Annotated in this window: 22 protein-coding genes and 1 pseudogene; 14 read left to right on the top strand and 9 right to left on the bottom strand. The window is 64.0% G+C overall.

Annotated features, from left to right (window positions below; all coding sequences use genetic code 11):
• The first annotated feature begins 159 nt into the window (after window positions 1-159).
• The 4 genes from EN853_RS26825 to EN853_RS26810 are packed head-to-tail and all read left to right on the top strand — an operon-like array spanning window position 160 to window position 4669.
• Window positions 160-1212, top strand: a complete 1053-nt coding sequence (locus EN853_RS26825) for an ABC transporter substrate-binding protein (RefSeq protein WP_127862116.1) — start codon at window positions 160-162, stop codon at window positions 1210-1212.
• A gap of 18 nt (window positions 1213-1230) precedes the next feature.
• A complete protein-coding gene (locus EN853_RS26820; protein ID WP_127862115.1) occupies window positions 1231-2739 on the top strand; it encodes a sugar ABC transporter ATP-binding protein in 1509 nt (502 codons plus the stop codon).
• Window positions 2736-3701 carry an ABC transporter permease gene (locus tag EN853_RS26815; RefSeq protein WP_127862114.1) on the top strand — a complete coding sequence of 322 codons (966 nt, stop codon included), beginning with the start codon at window positions 2736-2738 and terminating at the stop codon, window positions 3699-3701. The genes EN853_RS26820 and EN853_RS26815 overlap by 4 nt, the downstream gene beginning before the upstream one ends.
• The gene (locus EN853_RS26810) at window positions 3698-4669 is read left to right on the top strand and encodes an ABC transporter permease (RefSeq protein WP_127862113.1); all 972 of its coding nucleotides are present in this window, start codon (window positions 3698-3700) and stop codon (window positions 4667-4669) included. Before EN853_RS26815 ends, EN853_RS26810 begins: the two co-directional genes overlap by 4 nt.
• Here EN853_RS26810 and EN853_RS26805 read toward each other — a convergent pair.
• A complete protein-coding gene (locus EN853_RS26805; protein WP_127862112.1) occupies window positions 4643-5584 on the bottom strand; it encodes an amidohydrolase family protein in 942 nt (313 codons plus the stop codon). The two genes, EN853_RS26810 and EN853_RS26805, sit on opposite strands and share 27 nt — an antisense overlap.
• A gap of 59 nt (window positions 5585-5643) precedes the next feature.
• On the opposite strand from EN853_RS26805, the gene EN853_RS26800 reads away from it, so the two are divergent.
• From EN853_RS26800 to EN853_RS26780, 6 genes and pseudogenes are all read left to right on the top strand, one after another.
• On the top strand, window positions 5644-6969 hold the full coding sequence (locus EN853_RS26800; RefSeq protein WP_127862111.1) for an alanine racemase: 1326 nt from the start codon (window positions 5644-5646) through the stop codon (window positions 6967-6969).
• A 35-nt stretch (window positions 6970-7004) separates the two neighbouring features.
• A complete protein-coding gene (locus EN853_RS26795) occupies window positions 7005-7349 on the top strand; it encodes a RidA family protein (protein WP_127862110.1) in 345 nt (114 codons plus the stop codon).
• A 9-nt stretch (window positions 7350-7358) separates the two neighbouring features.
• Window positions 7359-8369 carry a succinylglutamate desuccinylase/aspartoacylase family protein gene (locus EN853_RS26790; protein WP_127862109.1) on the top strand — a complete coding sequence of 337 codons (1011 nt, stop codon included), beginning with the start codon at window positions 7359-7361 and terminating at the stop codon, window positions 8367-8369.
• A gap of 39 nt (window positions 8370-8408) precedes the next feature.
• A pseudogene (locus tag EN853_RS34800) lies at window positions 8409-8729 on the top strand (hypothetical protein); the annotation flags it as partial.
• Window positions 8701-9141 (top strand): sensor histidine kinase, encoded by a 441-nt coding sequence (locus EN853_RS34145; RefSeq protein WP_167524607.1) that lies wholly within the window; start codon window positions 8701-8703, stop codon window positions 9139-9141. The pseudogene EN853_RS34800 and the gene EN853_RS34145, both read left to right, overlap by 29 nt.
• Window positions 9142-9180: 39 nt before the next feature.
• Window positions 9181-9573, top strand: coding sequence for a response regulator (locus EN853_RS26780; protein WP_127862108.1), 393 nt, complete (start codon window positions 9181-9183; stop codon window positions 9571-9573).
• Between the two features lie 91 nt (window positions 9574-9664).
• Here EN853_RS26780 and EN853_RS26775 read toward each other — a convergent pair whose 3' ends face one another.
• Window positions 9665-9952, bottom strand: coding sequence for a DUF982 domain-containing protein (locus EN853_RS26775; protein WP_127862107.1), 288 nt, complete (start codon window positions 9950-9952; stop codon window positions 9665-9667).
• A 547-nt stretch (window positions 9953-10499) separates the two neighbouring features.
• Between EN853_RS26775 and EN853_RS26770 the strand changes: the two genes are divergently transcribed.
• A complete protein-coding gene (locus tag EN853_RS26770) occupies window positions 10500-11483 on the top strand; it encodes an SDR family oxidoreductase (protein ID WP_189343916.1) in 984 nt (327 codons plus the stop codon).
• A 78-nt stretch (window positions 11484-11561) separates the two neighbouring features.
• Window positions 11562-12611 (top strand): YihY/virulence factor BrkB family protein, encoded by a 1050-nt coding sequence (locus tag EN853_RS26765; RefSeq protein WP_127862106.1) that lies wholly within the window; start codon window positions 11562-11564, stop codon window positions 12609-12611.
• 109 nt (window positions 12612-12720) lie between these two features.
• On the opposite strand, the gene EN853_RS26760 is transcribed toward EN853_RS26765, so the two are convergent.
• Window positions 12721-12927, bottom strand: a complete 207-nt coding sequence (locus EN853_RS26760) for a hypothetical protein (RefSeq protein WP_127862105.1) — start codon at window positions 12925-12927, stop codon at window positions 12721-12723.
• Between the two features lie 163 nt (window positions 12928-13090).
• On the opposite strand from EN853_RS26760, the gene EN853_RS26755 reads away from it, so the two are divergent.
• Window positions 13091-13444: a low affinity iron permease family protein gene (locus EN853_RS26755; RefSeq protein ID WP_127862104.1), complete on the top strand. Its 354-nt coding sequence runs from the start codon at window positions 13091-13093 to the stop codon at window positions 13442-13444.
• Window positions 13445-13479: 35 nt separating this feature from the next.
• Here the strand turns inward: EN853_RS26755 and EN853_RS26750 are convergent, their stop codons facing one another.
• Window positions 13480-13845 carry a low affinity iron permease family protein gene (locus EN853_RS26750; protein WP_127862103.1) on the bottom strand — a complete coding sequence of 122 codons (366 nt, stop codon included), beginning with the start codon at window positions 13843-13845 and terminating at the stop codon, window positions 13480-13482.
• 88 nt (window positions 13846-13933) lie between these two features.
• On the bottom strand, window positions 13934-14446 hold the full coding sequence (locus tag EN853_RS26745) for a ferritin-like domain-containing protein (RefSeq protein WP_127862102.1): 513 nt from the start codon (window positions 14444-14446) through the stop codon (window positions 13934-13936).
• 278 nt (window positions 14447-14724) lie between these two features.
• Here EN853_RS26745 and EN853_RS26740 point away from each other — a divergent pair, with 278 nt between their 5' ends.
• A complete protein-coding gene (locus EN853_RS26740) occupies window positions 14725-14925 on the top strand; it encodes a hypothetical protein (RefSeq protein WP_128165122.1) in 201 nt (66 codons plus the stop codon).
• On the opposite strand, the gene EN853_RS26735 is transcribed toward EN853_RS26740, so the two are convergent.
• The 4 genes from EN853_RS26735 to EN853_RS26720 form a co-directional block, all read right to left on the bottom strand.
• A complete protein-coding gene (locus EN853_RS26735; RefSeq protein ID WP_127862100.1) occupies window positions 14922-15119 on the bottom strand; it encodes a hypothetical protein in 198 nt (65 codons plus the stop codon). The genes EN853_RS26740 and EN853_RS26735 overlap by 4 nt on opposite strands.
• Before the next feature lie 150 nt (window positions 15120-15269).
• Entirely contained in the window at window positions 15270-15455 is a 186-nt protein-coding gene (locus EN853_RS26730; RefSeq protein ID WP_127862099.1) for a hypothetical protein, read from the bottom strand.
• A 283-nt stretch (window positions 15456-15738) separates the two neighbouring features.
• Window positions 15739-15960: a DUF768 domain-containing protein gene (locus tag EN853_RS26725; protein ID WP_127862098.1), complete on the bottom strand. Its 222-nt coding sequence runs from the start codon at window positions 15958-15960 to the stop codon at window positions 15739-15741.
• Between the two features lie 111 nt (window positions 15961-16071).
• On the bottom strand, window positions 16072-16275 hold the full coding sequence (locus tag EN853_RS26720; protein WP_126084600.1) for a CsbD family protein: 204 nt from the start codon (window positions 16273-16275) through the stop codon (window positions 16072-16074).
• Window positions 16276-16318: the final 43 nt, after the last annotated feature.

The following is a 16318-nucleotide window of genomic DNA, read 5'->3' as shown; positions in this document are numbered from 1 at the left end:
TGTCCGATATACAGACACCTTGTCTGAAATACCGGACAAACTAACGAGCCGGACGGAGAAGTCCAGACGAGAAGGGAGCGGTTTCCGCGACGCGGCGACCGATGGCCTTTGTCGTCGCGATCCCGCACGTCCGGACACAGCCAAAGAAGGGGAACCGTCATGATGAAATCGTCGTTTTTCGCATCCGCCAGCGTCCTTTGCCTCGGTCTCGTCCTGGCCTTCGGCGCAGGCTCGCAGGCCAACGCAGCCGCCAAATGCATCAAGGGTGACCGCAAGGCGCCGTATACGATCGGCTGGGCCAATATCTATTCCGTACCGACCTGGATGAAGCAGACGCAGGGCACGATCGAAGCCGAGGTCGAAACGCTGAAGAAGCAGGGGCTGGTCGACAAGCTGGTCGTCACCGACGCCCAGGGCGACGCCAATGTACAGATCCAGCAGATCCAGTCGATGATCGATTCCAATGTCGACGCCATCATCCTGATCGCCGGTTCCTCGACCGCGCCGGCACGCGTGATCGCGGATGCCTGCGCCAAGGGCATCGCCATCATCAATTTTGACAGCCTCGTCGACACCGATCAGGTGACGGCCAAGGTCAACACCGATTCCTCACAGTGGGGCGACCAGGCAGCCAAGTTCCTGATCAATGCGATCGGCGGCAAGGGAAAGATCCTCATCCTCAACGGTCCGGCCGGCGTTTCGGTCAGCGACGACCGGCGCAAGGGCGCCGATGCCGAGCTCAAAGCCCATCCCGACGTGAAGATCCTCGCCGAAACCAACACGCCTTATAACGTCGCGCCCGCCCAGGAGGCCGTGACCAGTCTGCTGTTCGCCAACCCGGAGATCGACGGCATCCTGTCGCTCGGCGGCGCCCTGTCGGCCGGTGCCGTGCTGGCTCTCGACAAGCAGGGCCGCGACCAGGTGCCGATCACCGGCGAGAACGCGCGCCAGTTCCTCGAACTGTGGAAGGAAAAGAGCCTGAAGAGCTGGGCGACCATGCAGCCGAACTGGCTCGGCGCGTTCGCCACCTACACCGCCGTCCAGGCGCTTGAGGGCAAGGACGTGCCGGCCTTCGTCAAGATCCCGCTGCCGGTCATCGACAATTCCAACATCGACGAATACCTCGCCCGAGCCAAGGATTTCCCGGCTGACGGCTACATCTATTCGCCATACGATGAAGCGCTGTTCAAGAAGCTGCTGGCGCAGAAATAAGCCAGAAGGGTTGCAGCGTTGACAACCAGGGCTCCGCTCCTTGCCGCGCGGGGGGTGTCGAAGGCTTTCTTCGGCAACCCTGTCCTGCGCGACGTTTCCATCGCTCTCCAGCCGGGCCGCGTGCACGCGCTGCTCGGCGAGAACGGCGCAGGAAAGTCGACCTTGATCAACCTCCTGTCCGGGGCGTTGCGCCCGGACAGCGGGACGATCGAGGTCGACGGGCGTGCCGTGGCTCGCATGACGCCGGCGCTGGCACGGCAGGCCGGCGTTGCCGTCGTGCAGCAGGAACTCAGCCTGACGGCCAGCCTGTCGATTGCCGAGAATATCGGCCTCGGTGCCTATCCAAAACGCTTCGGCCTGGTCGATTATCGTGAGCTTGCCGCGCGCGCGAAAGCCGCCTGCAAACTTGTCGGCCTCGACGAGCCGTTGTCGACACCAGTCGGGAACCTAGCCCTCGGCCGGCGGCAGATGGTGGAGATCGCCAAGGCACTCTACCGCCGGCCGCGCGTGCTTATCCTCGACGAACCGACCTCGTCGCTGTCGGCGACGGAAACGAAGATCCTCACCGACCTTTTGGAACGCCTGCGTGGAGAAGGCGTCGCCATTCTCTACATCTCGCACCGGCTGAACGAGGTCATGGCGCTCTGCCAGCATGTCACCGTGCTCAAGGACGGCACCTGCACGGCCGACCGCTCGCTGGAGGGGACCGATGCCGCCGGGCTGGTGCGCCTGATGGTCGGGCGCGATCCCGGCGATCTCTTTCCCAAATGGCAGCCTTCTTTGTCGCCGGCCGCGGCGATCTCGGTCGCCAAGTTCTCGGCCGGCCTGATGCGCGATGTCGATCTCGACATCAGGACGGGCGAGGTGCTGGGCATCGGCGGCCTGGTCGGGCAGGGCCAGGAGGATCTGTTGCTCGGTCTCTACGGCGCCATTCCGGCCAGGACGGCATCGGCGACCGTCAACGGAGTATCGGGCCTGCCGGGCGGCGTGCCCAAGGCCAACGCGCTGGGGCTCGCCTATGTGCCGGCCGACCGCAAGCGCGAAGGCCTGCACCTGATCCATCCGATCATCACCAATATGATGCTGCCTGCCTTCGCGCGAATGCCGGCGCTGAAGCTGCGCAGCCGCAAGGCCGAAGGCGAGAAGGGAAAAAGCCTTGCCGCCCAGCTCGCCATCAAGGGCGATCTGCAGAGGCCGGCGCAGGCGCTCTCCGGCGGCAACCAGCAAAAGGTCGCATTGGCGAAATGGATGCCGCACGATCCGCTGGTGCTTCTGCTCAACGATCCGACGCGCGGCGTCGATGTCGAGACCAAGCGCGAGATCTATCTGATGCTTCGCGCCTTCGCTGCCGCCGGCAAGGCTGTCGTGCTGCTCAGCTCCGATACGCCGGAGCTGGTGCATCTGTGCGACCGCGTCGCGGTCGTGCGGGAAGGCCGCATCGTCAGAATGCTCGAGCGAACCGTGCTGAGCGAGGAAGCCATCGTATCGGCGGCGATTGGAGCAGAGAGGCGGAAGGTCGCGGCATGAGCATCATTCCCTCCGCGAAATCCACCGGTGCGCTCTACTGGCCCGTGCAGGCGCGCCGCAACATCGGCGTGCGCAGCCTGTTCCTCGTTGTGCTGGCCTTCCTCGTCGCCTATGGCGTGCTGTTTCCCGGCCTGTTCACGGCATCCGGCTTCGCCAAATTCACCCAGAGCTGGTTCCCGCTGGCGCTGGTGGCGATGGCGCAGGCGATCCTCATGCTGACCGGCGGCATCAGCCTGGCGATCGGCGCGACCGTCAGCCTTGGCGCGGTCATCGCCGCGACGACCATGGCCGGACCGCTGGGTGTCGCCGGGGGCACGGCGGCCGTGGCGCTGGCCGGGCTCGGCATCGGCGCTGCGACCGGCTTCATCGTCGTCAAGCTTAGGCTGCCGGCGATCGTGGTGACGCTCGCCGGCTCCTTCATCATTGGCGGCGCGGCACTGCTGATCCTGCCAAGGCCCGGCGGCTCGATCCCGGCATGGCTGTCCGACCTCCTTGCCGGCGACACACCGGCGGCTTTCGTGCTGCTCGTGGTGATCGTGCTTTTGTGGAAACTCTATCTCGCGACGCCCCTGGGCTTGAGCCTCTATGCCGCGGGCGAAAACCCGGTGGGTGCCTACCGGTCCGGCGTACCGGTCGATGCGGCGCGTGTCGCCGCCTATGCGATCAGCGGCCTGCTCTCGACCGGCGCTGGCCTGTTCGTCGCCGCGCAGACGGGCTCTGGCGACCCAGTGATCGGCACCGCCTTCACGCTCAACTCCATCGCCGCGGCCGTGCTCGGCGGCATCGGCTTCCTCGGCGGGCAGGGCACGATGCGCGGCGCACTCGCTGGTAGCCTGCTGCTCAGCCTGATGATCAGCGTCATGTTCTTCCTCGGCTTCACGCCGGTGGCTCAGTACGTCGCGCAGGGGTTGATCATCATCGGCGCCGTCGCCATCCCCCAGTTCCGCAAGGTGCAGCCATGACAGCCTGGAACGACAGCGCCGGCGGCAGACGCGCCAGGGCGATCCTCACCAGCCGGCCGTTCCTCACGCTTGCCATGGTCGCTGCGGTCTGGATCGTGGCGAGCTTCGTCTCGCGCGGCTTCGGCGCCTACGGGCACCTGCGCTATCTGGTCGAGCTCGGCGCTGTCATCGGCCTTGTCGCTGCCGGCCAGACTTTCGTGGTGATCGCCGGCGGTATCGATCTCTCAGTAGCGGCGATCGTGACCGTCAGCGCCATCAGCCTGCCGCTGCTGTCGTGGCAAGCCGATCCGACGGGCCTTGCCTCCGTTCTCGCGGTGCTGGCACTGACGACGGCCATCGGGGTGGTCAATGGGCTCGGCGTAGCCCTGCTGCGCGTCCATCCGATGATCATGACGCTCGCCATGGCGACCTTCCTGCAGGGCCTCTTGATCATCATCGCCGGCGGCAGCGCCGTCACCGCCGAGAATCCGCTGGTTCACTGGCTCGGCAATGCGCGCCCGGCCGGCATTCCGGCCGGCATCCTGCTGTGGCTGGCGGTGTCCGTCATCGTGCTGACGGTCATGCACGCCACGCCTTTCGGCGCGCGCATCTTCGCCATGGGCGCCAATCCGCTGGCGGCTTCCCTGTCCGGCGTGCCGGTCACGTCGACGACGCTCACCGTCTACGGCATCAGCGGCTTCACCGCAGGGCTGGCGGGTGTGCTCGTGCTCGGCATGAACGGGCAGGGCTATGTCGGGATCGGCGATCCGTACCTGCTGGCCTCGATCGCCGCGGTGGTGCTTGGCGGAACCTCGATCCTTGGCGGGCTCGGCACCTATGCTGGCACCATTCCCGGATCCATCCTGCTCGTGACGATCACGGCGCTGATCACCGTCGTCAATGCGTCGCCCGGCTGGCGCAGCATCCTGTTCGGCTCGCTGATCCTCGGCCTGCTGCTCCTCTCAGGCAGGGAACAGGCCCGTCGATGACACCTCGTCCAGCCGGTAGATGCGCCTGGCATTGCCGAAGAACAGCGCCGTCTGCTCGTCCTTGGAAAGGTCGGCCGTAATGGCCTTGAAGCTGTCATACACCTCGTCGAACGAGGCATGCATCCCGGCGACCGGGAAATCCGAGCCGAACATGGCGCGCGATGTCCCGAAGCACTCGATGCAGTGCAGGACGACCGGCCGCAGGCTGTCGAGCGTCCAGTCATGATCGTAGGCGACCAGGTCGGAGATCTTGATGGCGACATTGTCGCGCCTGGCGAGAAGTCGCAGCCCATCACGCCATGTCCGCATACCTTCAGCATCGCGGTCGATGGGGCTGCCGCAATGGTTGAGGACGAATTGCTGATCGGGGAAGGCCGCAGCGAGGCGCGCCGCATCGGCAAGCTGGCGAGGGAACACCATCAGGTCGAAGGAGAGGCCGTGGCGCGCAAGCAGGCCAAGGCCGGAGCGCCAGGCAGGATCGTCAATGATGCCGTCGCGTGCGGCGAAGCGGCGCGTCGGGTCGGGATCCCAGCTCAGAATGTCGCGCACGCCGACGACGCGGCCGAAGGCGGCCTGCGCTTCGAGCAGCGCCGGCGCCTGTGGCACGGCGAGCGGGACGTGCACGACATAGCGACTGGCAACGCCTTGCGACTTGCCCAGCGACTCCAGCCAGCGCGTCTCGCCGACGCCGTCGTCGGCAGCCCAGCCGGCTTCCACATGGACGGTGGCGACGACATCGTGCCTGCCGGCATCGCGCAGATAGTCCTGCGGAAGATAGTTTCGGCGCAGCGGACCAAGCTCGCCGAGGCCGCCGCGCTCGCCGGCCGTGGCAGCGAGCCAGGGATGGCGGCCGAGACTGAGATCCCAGAGATGGTGATGCGCGTCTATGATCGGTCCGGCGTATGGATTTGGCACGCGTCTCTCGCAGGCTGTGGCCGTCTGTCGTTCTGCGGCGGCAAGAGGGTTAGCATCGGATGAGTGACAACACACCGGCCCGGCCGCTAGTCGTGCCGGAAAATTTTCGGCTCGACGACCGTATCCGCGGCGTTCCGCCGGGCACGTCCGCGCTGGATTCGAGATTGGTCGGGCAGCAAGGCTGGCATCCGGCCGATGGCCGCATGTCGCTGCCTTTGCTAACGCTCGACGAGGCGGCCTTCATTGCCAATCGTGACCTGTTCCTGCGCTATGCGCTCGAGCATGGCGCCAAGGTTGCTCCGCACGCCAAAACCCCGATGGCGCCGGACCTCGCCCGGTCGCTGGTGGAAGCCGGAGCATGGGGCACGACGGTCGCCGATATCAGGCAGGCCACGGTGATGCTGAAAGCTGGGCTGACGAGGCTGATCATCGCCAACGAGGTGGGAGGTACCGGTGGGGCGGGCCGGCTCGCGGCGCTGGCCGGCGCCTGGCCGGACGCGGAGCTATATGTCTTTGCCGATTCGGTCGCGGCGGTGAAGGCGCTTGCCCAGGCTTGGCGCGCCGATACGGCGCTCGCTCCGCTGCGCGTGCTGGTCGAACTCGGTGCGGCGAGGGCGGGTGCCCGCGCCGTTGCCGAGGCCGAGGCGATCGCCGATGCCATCGCAACGACTGGCGGACGGCTGCGGATCGCCGGAGTGGCAACCTATGAAGGGGCGGCCGCCCAGCCAGATCCGGTGCGGACCGATGAGGTCGTTTCCGCACTGCTGGCTTCGGTGGGCGATATGCACCTCCGGCTCCGCGCCCGCCTCGGCGGCGAGGCTCCTTTGATCGTGACGGCCGGCGGGTCGGTGTTCTTCGACAAGGTGATCGCGCTCATTTCGCCCATTGTGGCCAAGGATCCCAACGCGCTGCTCGTGCTGCGCAGCGGCGCCATCTTTTTCCACGATCACGGCATCTATGACAGGTCGCTTGGCGCTGTCGACGGCCGGAGCGGTTTTGAGATCGGCGGTGCTCGCGTCTCGGCGCGCAGTTCATTCCGCCCGGCGTTGCGTGTCTGGGCGGAGGTGCTGTCGCGGCCCGAGCCCGGCCTCGCCATCTGCGGCATGGGCATGCGCGACGTTTCGTTCGACCAGGGTTTCCCGCAACCGCTCACCGTATACCGCTTGGGCCAGCCACTGCCGGGGATGCCTGCGAAAGCACAGGTCATCAAGCTGAACGATCAGCATGCATTCCTGGCGGTTCTGCCGGGCGACCACATCGGCGTCGGCGATGTCGTCGAGTTCGGCATTTCGCATCCCTGCACCTGCCTCGATCGCTACCGCGTCATTTTCGGCGTGGACGGGGACGGTCGTGTGGCTCATGCCTTTCCGACATATTTCGGCTGACCAGGCCCAGGAAGAAAACCTCGAAAGGACCCGCTATGATCAAGTATTTCCAGTCCGGCGCCCGCATGTCGCAGGCAGTGGTGTATGGCGGCATGGTGCATATAGCCGGCCAGGTCGCCAATGATCGCAAGGCCGGCATAGAGGCGCAGACCAAGGACGTGCTGGCCAAGATCGAGGCCTTGCTCCAGGAGGCCGGCAGCAGCAAGTCGAAGCTCGTGGCGGTCAACGTCTTCCTGCCGCAGATCGGCGATTTCGATGCGATGAACAAGATCTACGATGCCTGGGTGGATCCCGAGCGCCTGCCTGCACGTGCCTGCGTCGAAGCGCGCCTGGCCGATCCGGACCTCCGTATCGAAGTCACTGCCGTCGCGGCTGTCTGAGAGGAAACCATGCACATCGGCCTTGTCCACACGCTCGATTTCGACCGCAACGGCAAGACGCTCGGCCATCTCAGTATTCCGTTCTCGATCGACCGCTCTCCCTATTTCCAGGTCAAGGTGCCAATCTGCACGATCCGCAACGGCGAAGGTCCGTCGCTGCTGCTGATGGCCGGCAACCACGGCGACGAGTATGAGGGCGAGCTGTCGCTGGCCAAGCTCATCCGCCGGCTCGATCCGGCCGCGACCAGGGGGCGCGTCACCATACTGCCGATGGCGAACGCCCCGGCGGTGTTGGCGGCCAAGCGTTGCTCGCCGCTCGAAGGCGGCAATCTCAACCGGGCGTTTCCGGGCGATCCTTCAGGAACGCCGACCAGCCGCCTTGCCAATTTTCTGGAGACGGAGCTGTTTGCCCGCCACGACGTCGTCTTCGACATCCACTCGGGCGGCACGTCGATGGAGCATCTGCCGACCGCGCTGGTCGAACGCAATGCCGATCCCGAGCGCCATCGGCGCGGGGTCGAGCTGATGCGCAGGCTCGGTATGCCGTATGGCTTTGTCGCCGACAACGGCCAAGCCTCGCCGACCTCGATGGGCGCTGCGCGCCGGGCAGGCGCCATCGGTGTCAGCGGCGAGTTCGGCGGTGGCGGCACCGCCACAGTCGATTCGATGGCGCTTACCGCCCGTGCGCTCGATCGCCTGATGGTCGCGCTGGGCATGGTCGAGGCGCCTGTGCTTGCGCTGGACGCGGAGCCGGCTGGGCCGACGCGGCTGCTTTCGCTGTCGAGGCACAGCCAGGGTACATATGCGACACGGCGCGGCTGGTTCGAGCCCGCCGTCAGGCTGGGCGATAGCGTGAGCGCCGGACAGGTAGCCGGATGGTATCACGACCTCGAAAGGCTCGAGCTTGCCGAGGAAGCGCTCTATTTCGCCGAGGGCGGCATCGTGTTGTCGCGCAGGTTGCACACGATGTGCGAGGCCGGCGACTGCCTGATGCAGGTGGCCGAGCCGGTCGAAGGCTGAAGACAGTCGGCGCCGGACAGCACAGAACCGAGGATAAGCATGCAGCTTTCGATGTGGACCTATCCCTGGGACATCCAGGATCTCGGCCTAGAGACGGTCGAACGCGATCTTGTCCAGCGCGCCGGACTCAATATGGTCAGCCTGGCCACCTCCTATCATGCCGGTCGCTTCCTGCAGCCGCGCAGTCCGCGGCGGAAAGCCTATTTTCCGGAAGACGGCACCATCTACTTCAAGCCAACGGCGGCGCGGTGGGCCGATCTTGCCATCCAGCCCAAGGTGGCGGACGTGGTCAGCGAGGGCAGTGACGTGCTGGGCGCACTCCTGCGCCGGCGTGAAGCGGGAGGTCCAGGGGTCTCATGTCTCCTACAATCGGGAAGATGGCGACTTCGAGCAGTTGTTGCGGGCGACGCTCTCTCCCTACAACAGCAAGCAGCGTCAGAACCTTGTCATCCACGGTCAGCCGATCCACCTCAACGCGAGTACGGCGGCGACGCTTGGAATGGTCTTCTTCGAACTTGCCAGCAACGCCGCCAAATATGGCGCCCTTTCCACCGAGAATGGTCGTGTCGAAGTCTCGTGGCGGACCGAGAAACCGGACGTGCTGTCGGTTACCTGGAGGGAAATCGGCGGTCCGGTCGTGGAAGAACCGTCAAAGACGAGTTTTGGAACCACTTTCGTCCGGCAGAGTTTGGAGTATGAGTTAGGCGGAACTGTAGCGCTACGATTCAAGCCTTCTGGTTTGGACTGTGTCTTGGAAATACCGCTGTCCTAGATAGAGGCTTCCCAGTTTCCCGCCGGCTCCTGGCAAGCCATGCACGAGAAAGCTCTCCTAAGTGGTCTTCAGGTTCTCGTCGTCGAGGACACGTTCCTGGTGGCGCTGGATCTCTCCGACCAGTTGACCGAATCCGGATGCGAGGTGATCGGTCCGGCAGCCTCGGTGGAACAGGCCTTGAAGCAGCTTGACGGCATCGCTCTCGACGGCGCGGTGCTTGACGTCAATTTGCAAGGCGAACGCAGTTTTCCGATCGCCGAGCTGCTCGCCTCCCGAGGCATCCCTTTCGTATTCCTGACCGGCTACGACAGCGCGACGGTCTTTCCCGATGAATTCCAGGGGACGCCAAGACTGTCGAAGCCGGTCGACACGCAGGCGCTGACCGAGGCGGTGGCGAGATTCCGGCATGCTCCCAAGCCAGTTCCGACGTGAGGGTCGCACGACAGACCGTCTAGGCGCGACGGGCTTCACCGCCGGGCAGGCAGCGGCGGGCCGAGGTCAGGGCGCTTCAGCTGGCGGCTTTTCAGGGGTCACGCGACCAAAGTTGGTCGAGCATTGAGAGAGCCGCGCTTGGGTCGGTCGGCCTCAGGAGACCCTGCTGGGCGGCCGCTTTCCTGAAGGCGGCGAAGGCTACGTCCGGCCGGCAGATGCCTGCCACGGCGTCGTCCACCAGCCGCACCGCCTCGAGATAGTTCGGCGCCTCCTTGTCCTTCCATTCTTCCGCCAGCGCCTTCCTCGCGTCGGCGATCGAGCAAACCACCGTCGTGCCGCCATTGATGAAACGGATGGTGAGCGGCAGGAATCGGCTCATTCTCGGTCACCATCCAAGCCATTCATGCGCGCGCCAGGCGAGGCCGATGAAAGGCACCGCGGTCAGCGCCGCTGCCGCCAGGATGAAAACGGGATTGCTCATGCGAATGGATTTCATGTTTAGCTCCACCAGGATTGGGATCGCCATAAACGAAGATGCGGCCAGCCGGTTGCATCCGATCGGCCAGGGTTGACGGCAGGCGAGCTACATTTTGCTCGCGCGCCGGATAGGCGGCGCCGGAACGTGGGGCGGGCGCGGCCGCACTTTCAGCGGCACGTCAGCGAGCGAGGGCCGGATCGGCCTGAGAGGCGCTATCGGCGCGGCGGCACGCTGGCGCACGAATGCAGCAGATAGCTTGCCGATCAGATTTCGAACTTCCATGGAACTCTTCCTGCAGAGTCCCCCAAAACATCGATCGATTAGCAGTTATGGCGAGCTCCCGCATTTAACTTTGACGTAGCGCGTGCCGTGGCCGCACGGCGGAGGTCGCTCGGCGAAAGCCAACCTTTTCTCCCGGCATGCGTTATGTGTCGAAAAGGAGATGGCGATGTCGACCGGTATCAAATCCAGATCCGACAGCGCGAAGACGGCGAGCCGGCAGCGCAGTGTGCAGCGCAAGGTCGACGCCACCGATCGCGCGAAGCCCAAAGGCAGATCACAGGCCCCCATGCAGGCCGGCGCGCGCAAATATCCGGTGCCGCCTTTTCCGAAGCAACATCACCCGAAGCCCGGCGAAGAGTGGGCGCTCGACCCGGCCCCGCTCTACGACGCGCCGTTCTGGCAGGGGTCGGGCAAGCTGGCCGGCAAGGTGGCGATGATCACCGGCGGCGATTCCGGCATTGGCCGCGCCGTGGCCGTACTCTTTGCGCGCGAAGGCGCCGATGTCGCCATCGTCTATCTCAGCGAGGATCGCGACGCCAAGACGACCAAAGCCGCGGTCGAGGCCGAAGGCAGGCGCTGCATCACGCTTCGCGGCGACGTCACCAGGCGCGCCTTCTGCCGCAAGGCGGTCGAGCAGACGGTGAAGGCTCTTGGCGGGCTCGACGTGCTCGTCAACAACGCCGCTTTCCAGGTGCATTCGGCCGACTTCGTCGATCTCACCGAGCAGCATTTCGACACCACGCTGAAGACCAACCTCTATGGTTATTTCCACATGGCGCAGGAAGCCGTGCCGCACATGAAGCCGGGTTCGGCGATCATCAACACCGGCTCCGTCACCGGCATCGAGGGCTCGAAGGACCTGATCGATTATTCGATGACCAAGGGCGGCATCCACGCCTTCACCCGGGCGCTGTCCGGCAACCTCATCGGCAAGGGCATCCGCGTCAACGCGGTGGCGCCCGGCCCGGTATGGACACCGCTCAACCCGTCGGAGAAGGAGGCCGGCGACGTCTCGCGGTTCGGCGCCAGGACGCCGATGAAGCGGCCCGCCCAGCCTGAGGAGATTGCGCCGGCTTATGTGTTCTTGGCCTCGCCGCAATGTTCCAGCTACATCACCGGCGAGATCCTGCCGATCATCGGGGGTTACTAACTCATGAGGATCCCATACAGAACGTCGACTGCCCGAACCCGAACCTGCAGCTCGCGTCCGCAATAGGCGGTGGCCAATATGCGGCGCTGGTTCCAGGAAGCCTGGGTTTTGCTGAAGGAGAGCCTCGCCGGCTACCTCAACGACAATGCGCTGAGCCATGGCGCGGCGATGGCCTTCTACGCCACGACCTCGCTGGCGCCGATCCTTCTGATCGTCGTGGCGATCGCGGGCATCGTCATCGGCAACGACGCAGCGCAACTCGCGCTTTCGGCCGAGTTCTCGGGCGTGATGGGCCCGCAGAGCGCCGACCTCCTCAAGGCAGCGATCGAGACCGCCTCGCATCGCGGCTCCAGCACGCTGGCCACCGTCATCGGGCTGATCGCCCTCCTTGTCACCGCCTCCGGCGTCTTTGGCGAAATGCAGCAGTCGCTGAACCAGATCTGGAAGGTCAAGCCCGATAGCGTTTCGCTTTCGCGCCTCGTGCGGGCGAGGGCGGCGAGCCTCGGCCTGGTGGCCGCTCTTGGGTTCATGCTTTTGGTGTCGCTCGCCGCAAGCACGGCGATCTCGGCGCTGGGCGAGTACATCAACGAGCGCCTGCCGTTCGGCGAGCTGATCGTCAGCGCCGTCAACACCATCGTTTCCTTCGCGCTGATCGCTCTGCTCTTTGCGGCGATCTACAAGGTTCTCCCGGACCGCAGGCTCAAATGGCGCGATGTCGCCGTCGGCTCGGTCGTCACGGCGCTGCTGTTCACCATCGGCAAGTCGCTGATCGGCTGGTATATCGGCACCAGTGCCATCGCCACCTCCTATGGCGCCGCCGGCGCGCTGATGGTCGTGCTCGTCTGGGTCTACTACTCGGCCCAGATCTTTTTCTTCGGCGCCGAGATCACCCGCGCCTATTCGGTGCGGCGCGGCAGCCGACAGGATCTCGCGCCGGTGATGGCGGCCAGGAAAGGACAGGAGCAGCCGGAAGCCGCCAGTGGCAGATCCACGGCTGCGGGAAGCGTTCCGGCCGCGGACGTTGCGGTGTCGCGAGCCGCTGCGTCCGCCGGCGAAGTCGGGATCTGGATCGTCATCAGCAGCCTGATCACGCTTTTGATTTCGCAGTGGGGACGGCGCGGGAATTGACGATTGTCGAGGCAAGCCAATTTGGTGGAAAACAAGTACAGATCTTGGACGTTACAGGCTCAACAAGCGAATAGAGCGGTTCGCCGTTTCCGCGAAATGGCGAACCGCTTTAGCGGTCGCGACGCTTTTCGATTTCGTAGGAAAGCCAGCGGCAGAACATGCCGACGATCGACGTGGCGGCGCCGCCGAGCAGGCAGGCAGTCAAGACCGGGCTTTGGGATGCGCTCGACCAACTAACGACGGCCAGCAAGGCCACGCTGACCGTCGAGACGAGATAGCCTGCGCCCTTGAGCAGATGCAGCGACGGTCTGGTCATCTCGCAAAGCCACCCTTTTTCGCTCATGGGGAACAACTAGCCTCGACTGAAGTTCCATCCCCGCAGTGTCCCTCCAAGGTAGCTGCCGGCCGGCGGACACGCCGGCCGGGCCTACGCTTTGCAAAAGGCGCAGGTCTTGGCGCCACGGAGTGACAGGACTTTCATGCATCGACCGCTTTACTTCCTTGCCGAGTTTTTCTCCAAACCGCCGGGATTTTACATGCTGCTGGCGGCCGCACTCATTTGTGCCGCCATCGCCAGCGCACCTCTCGGCACCTACATCGTTTCGATCTCGGCATTGGCGCTGACCGGTGTCGTGCTGATCCAGAATGCCCGTGACACGGCCGCCATGCAGGCCAAGCTCAACGAGATCATCTTTGCGCTGGAGGCCGCCCGCAACGAGGTCGTCGGCCTCGAGCATGAATCGCCGGAGGACATAAACGAGGAACGGGAGAACATTGAAACACGTGCTGCCGCAGTAACAGGCGTGCGCGCGTCCGGGCCTGCATCCCGGTAAACGATTGACGGAGCCGTCGACCCTTTGAACTTTCTCTAGGCGTCGGCCATCTGCCTTCTCTTGGCTTCGGCGCAGCGGGCGCGGAATTCCTCGACCTCGGCTTCAGTGAGATGTTCGATGCCGATGAAATCGTTCTTGGCGTGGCCGGAGCGGATCAATTCGTCGAGCTTGGCCTGGATGGCGGCCCCGTCGCGGTTCTGCGTGTTCTGGATCAGGAACACCATCAGGAAAGTGACGATCGTGGTGCCGGTGTTGATGACGAGCTGCCAGGTCTCGGAATAGTGGAACACCGGCCCGGTCGCCGACCATAAGACGACGGACGCCAGGCAAAGCGCGAAGGCCCACGGCCTGCCGGTGGCGTGCGCGACGGCTTCCGCCATTCGATTGAATGACTTTTCCATAGGTCGATCCGAGCGGTGTTACCAAGCCCCGGTGAAATATCGCCGGGGCTCGGGGAAGAACAGGAATGAGGGAAGATCCTGCCTTCCGCTACGCCGCCTCGGCGGCGACGTTGACGGCGGACTCGGCAAGTTCGGTAAGCGCGGCGTCGGTCTCCTTCTCCTCGCCCAGGGTCTTGTCGAGAAGGTTGACCGCCTCCGTAAGCCCGAGTTCGGAGGCCCAGGTCCTCAGTGTGCCGTAGCGCGAGATCTCGTAGTGCTCGACCGCCTGCGCTGCCGCCAGCAGGCCGGCATCGAGCGAGGGCGAGCCCTTGTATTCCTCCATGATCTCGGCACCCTCCTCGGTGATGCCCATGATCGCGGCGCAGGTCTTGCCGACCGGCTTCTTGTCGATCACTTCGAACACTTCCTCGAGCCGCGCGACATGTTCCTCGGTCTGGTCGCGATGCTTTTCGAAAGCGGCCTTCAGGTCGTCGCTTTGCGCAGCCTTGGCCATTTTGGGAAGGGTTGCGAGAATCTTCTTCTCCGCAAAATAGATGTCCTTCAGCGTGTCGTGAAAAAGTTCATTCAGGCCTCTTTTCGAGGCGGATTTGGTCGTTGCCATGCCTTGGATCTCCTGATGGTTGGTCAGCCTCAACTCGCCCCGAAACGACTTGTTCCAGAAAGAATTTCAGCCCTGAAAAGCCGAAAACGATCATTTGCTATTGATCCTCATTTCTGGCGTCGGCTGCGGCCGGAAGGTGTAGAATTTTGAGCTCTCATGGTCGGAGCTTGCTGGCGCTCGGGGGGAAAGGATTGCCGGCTTTCTGCAAGCCATTGAAACCTTGTCGAGTCGAACGCGTTGCCTCACGTATCAATCGATTGCGGGAGGAAAGCATCACGATGTTGAAGCAAGGGCCAGGTTGGGAGCGGGCCTATGAACCGCTCGAATTCGCCCGAAAGCACGGCCTGACCCTGAAGCAGGCTGAGATCGTCATCCACACCAACGGGCCGTCCAAATACAAATGTGATCTGGCGGCGCCGATCTTTCTCAAGGCACTGAAGGACCTCGCAAAGAACCGCGAAAATCGGTCGCCTGGCTAGCGGGCAGCGGGCCGGTCAGTGCCGGCTTTGAGAAACTGTGCCTCGCGTAGCAGCGAGGGCCAGTCGGCTCCGATCAGCTTGATCAACTCGCGCGCCTCGTCCTGCGAGATGGCCGTCTCCTTCGCCAGCCGGCGAGCGAGCAATTCAACATCGGCTACCTTCTGCGAGATTTGCTGTCGATCGTCACCGGTCATCTGACGCTTCCTTTTTAGGGAAATCGTCGAGGCGGCGATATGTTGCATCGGCCCAGGAACGATGCAGGGCGCCGACATGGCTCAAGGGCGGCCAAGCGGGGAAAATGATCGTGTTTTAGAATGTGTTCTATGTGGGGGGCGGGCCGAACGTCAGCGCTTCCGCTTCCCGCCGTCCGGAACCTTGTACCCCGATGCCTCACGCGCCTCGCGGATGATCCGCAGCGCTTCTTCGGGAGTGAGACCGCACTTGCGGGCAAAATAAACGGCCTCGGTCGCCTCCGACCGGGTGGCTGTCGATATGGCGGACAAGGCCTGTCTCGATTTCTTCTTGGTCATCGAATCAGAACGCCATGAATCACTTAGTCAGCTAATATAGTAGCTTTGTTCGCAAATCAAAATTTGGGCGGGTTGACGCCAAGCGGGCGTCCGCAGTCGGACGGCAATCCGGATCCGACAGGCCCACAGCCCGCTTCAATGAATGAGCCCGCACCAGACACGGGCGGGCTCATTGTCGGGGCCTCCCGCAGGCCGTCAGCATCTCCAAGGGCGACATGCCATCCCGACGGAGCGGGAACGCGGGTATCGAGGAAAATGTTCCCGACGTTTTCGCCGTGCTCACCTAGCGGGATCCGTCATCCGGACCCGTGATCGCCTTGAGTATAGCCTCGTAGACGCTACCGATTTCCTCTTCGATTTCATGCTCGGAAATGCCCGCCACATTGGCATCAGAAAAAAGCTTGTCCGTAAGTTCGGCTACGGAAATGATATCCGCCCCGACTTTGCCGCGCATCACGTTGTCGGTGATCCACTTCCCAAAGAATTCCGCACCGCGCTTGCTCATCCACCCTAAACGCACCGACCCTCAGAAGTTCCATTCGCTAACACCAAGGCCGGCAGAAAAGGGGCTGTGCCGAACGGCACGCCCCCTTCATTGACCGGGGAAAACCGAGGCCTACCAGCCCTGCCGGCGCGCCCAGTCGTCGATGTCGCGGCGGACGCGATCTTTCTCGATGCCGTAGCGTTCCTGGATCTTGCCTTCGAGCTGGTCGCGTTTGCCGGCGATGCGGTCGAGGTCGTCGTCAGTAAGCTTGCCCCACTGTTCCTTGACCTTGCCTTTGACCTGCTTCCAGTTTCCTTCGACGCGGTTCCAATCCATGGCGTGGACCTCCTTTGTTCGCACAATGGGCTAACGGCGGCAC

Source organism: Mesorhizobium sp. M1C.F.Ca.ET.210.01.1.1, assembly GCF_004791585.1.
Lineage (GTDB): Bacteria > Pseudomonadota > Alphaproteobacteria > Rhizobiales > Rhizobiaceae > Mesorhizobium.
Note: the sequence above shows the minus strand (reverse complement) of the source record. Positions and strands in the feature narration are given on the sequence as shown.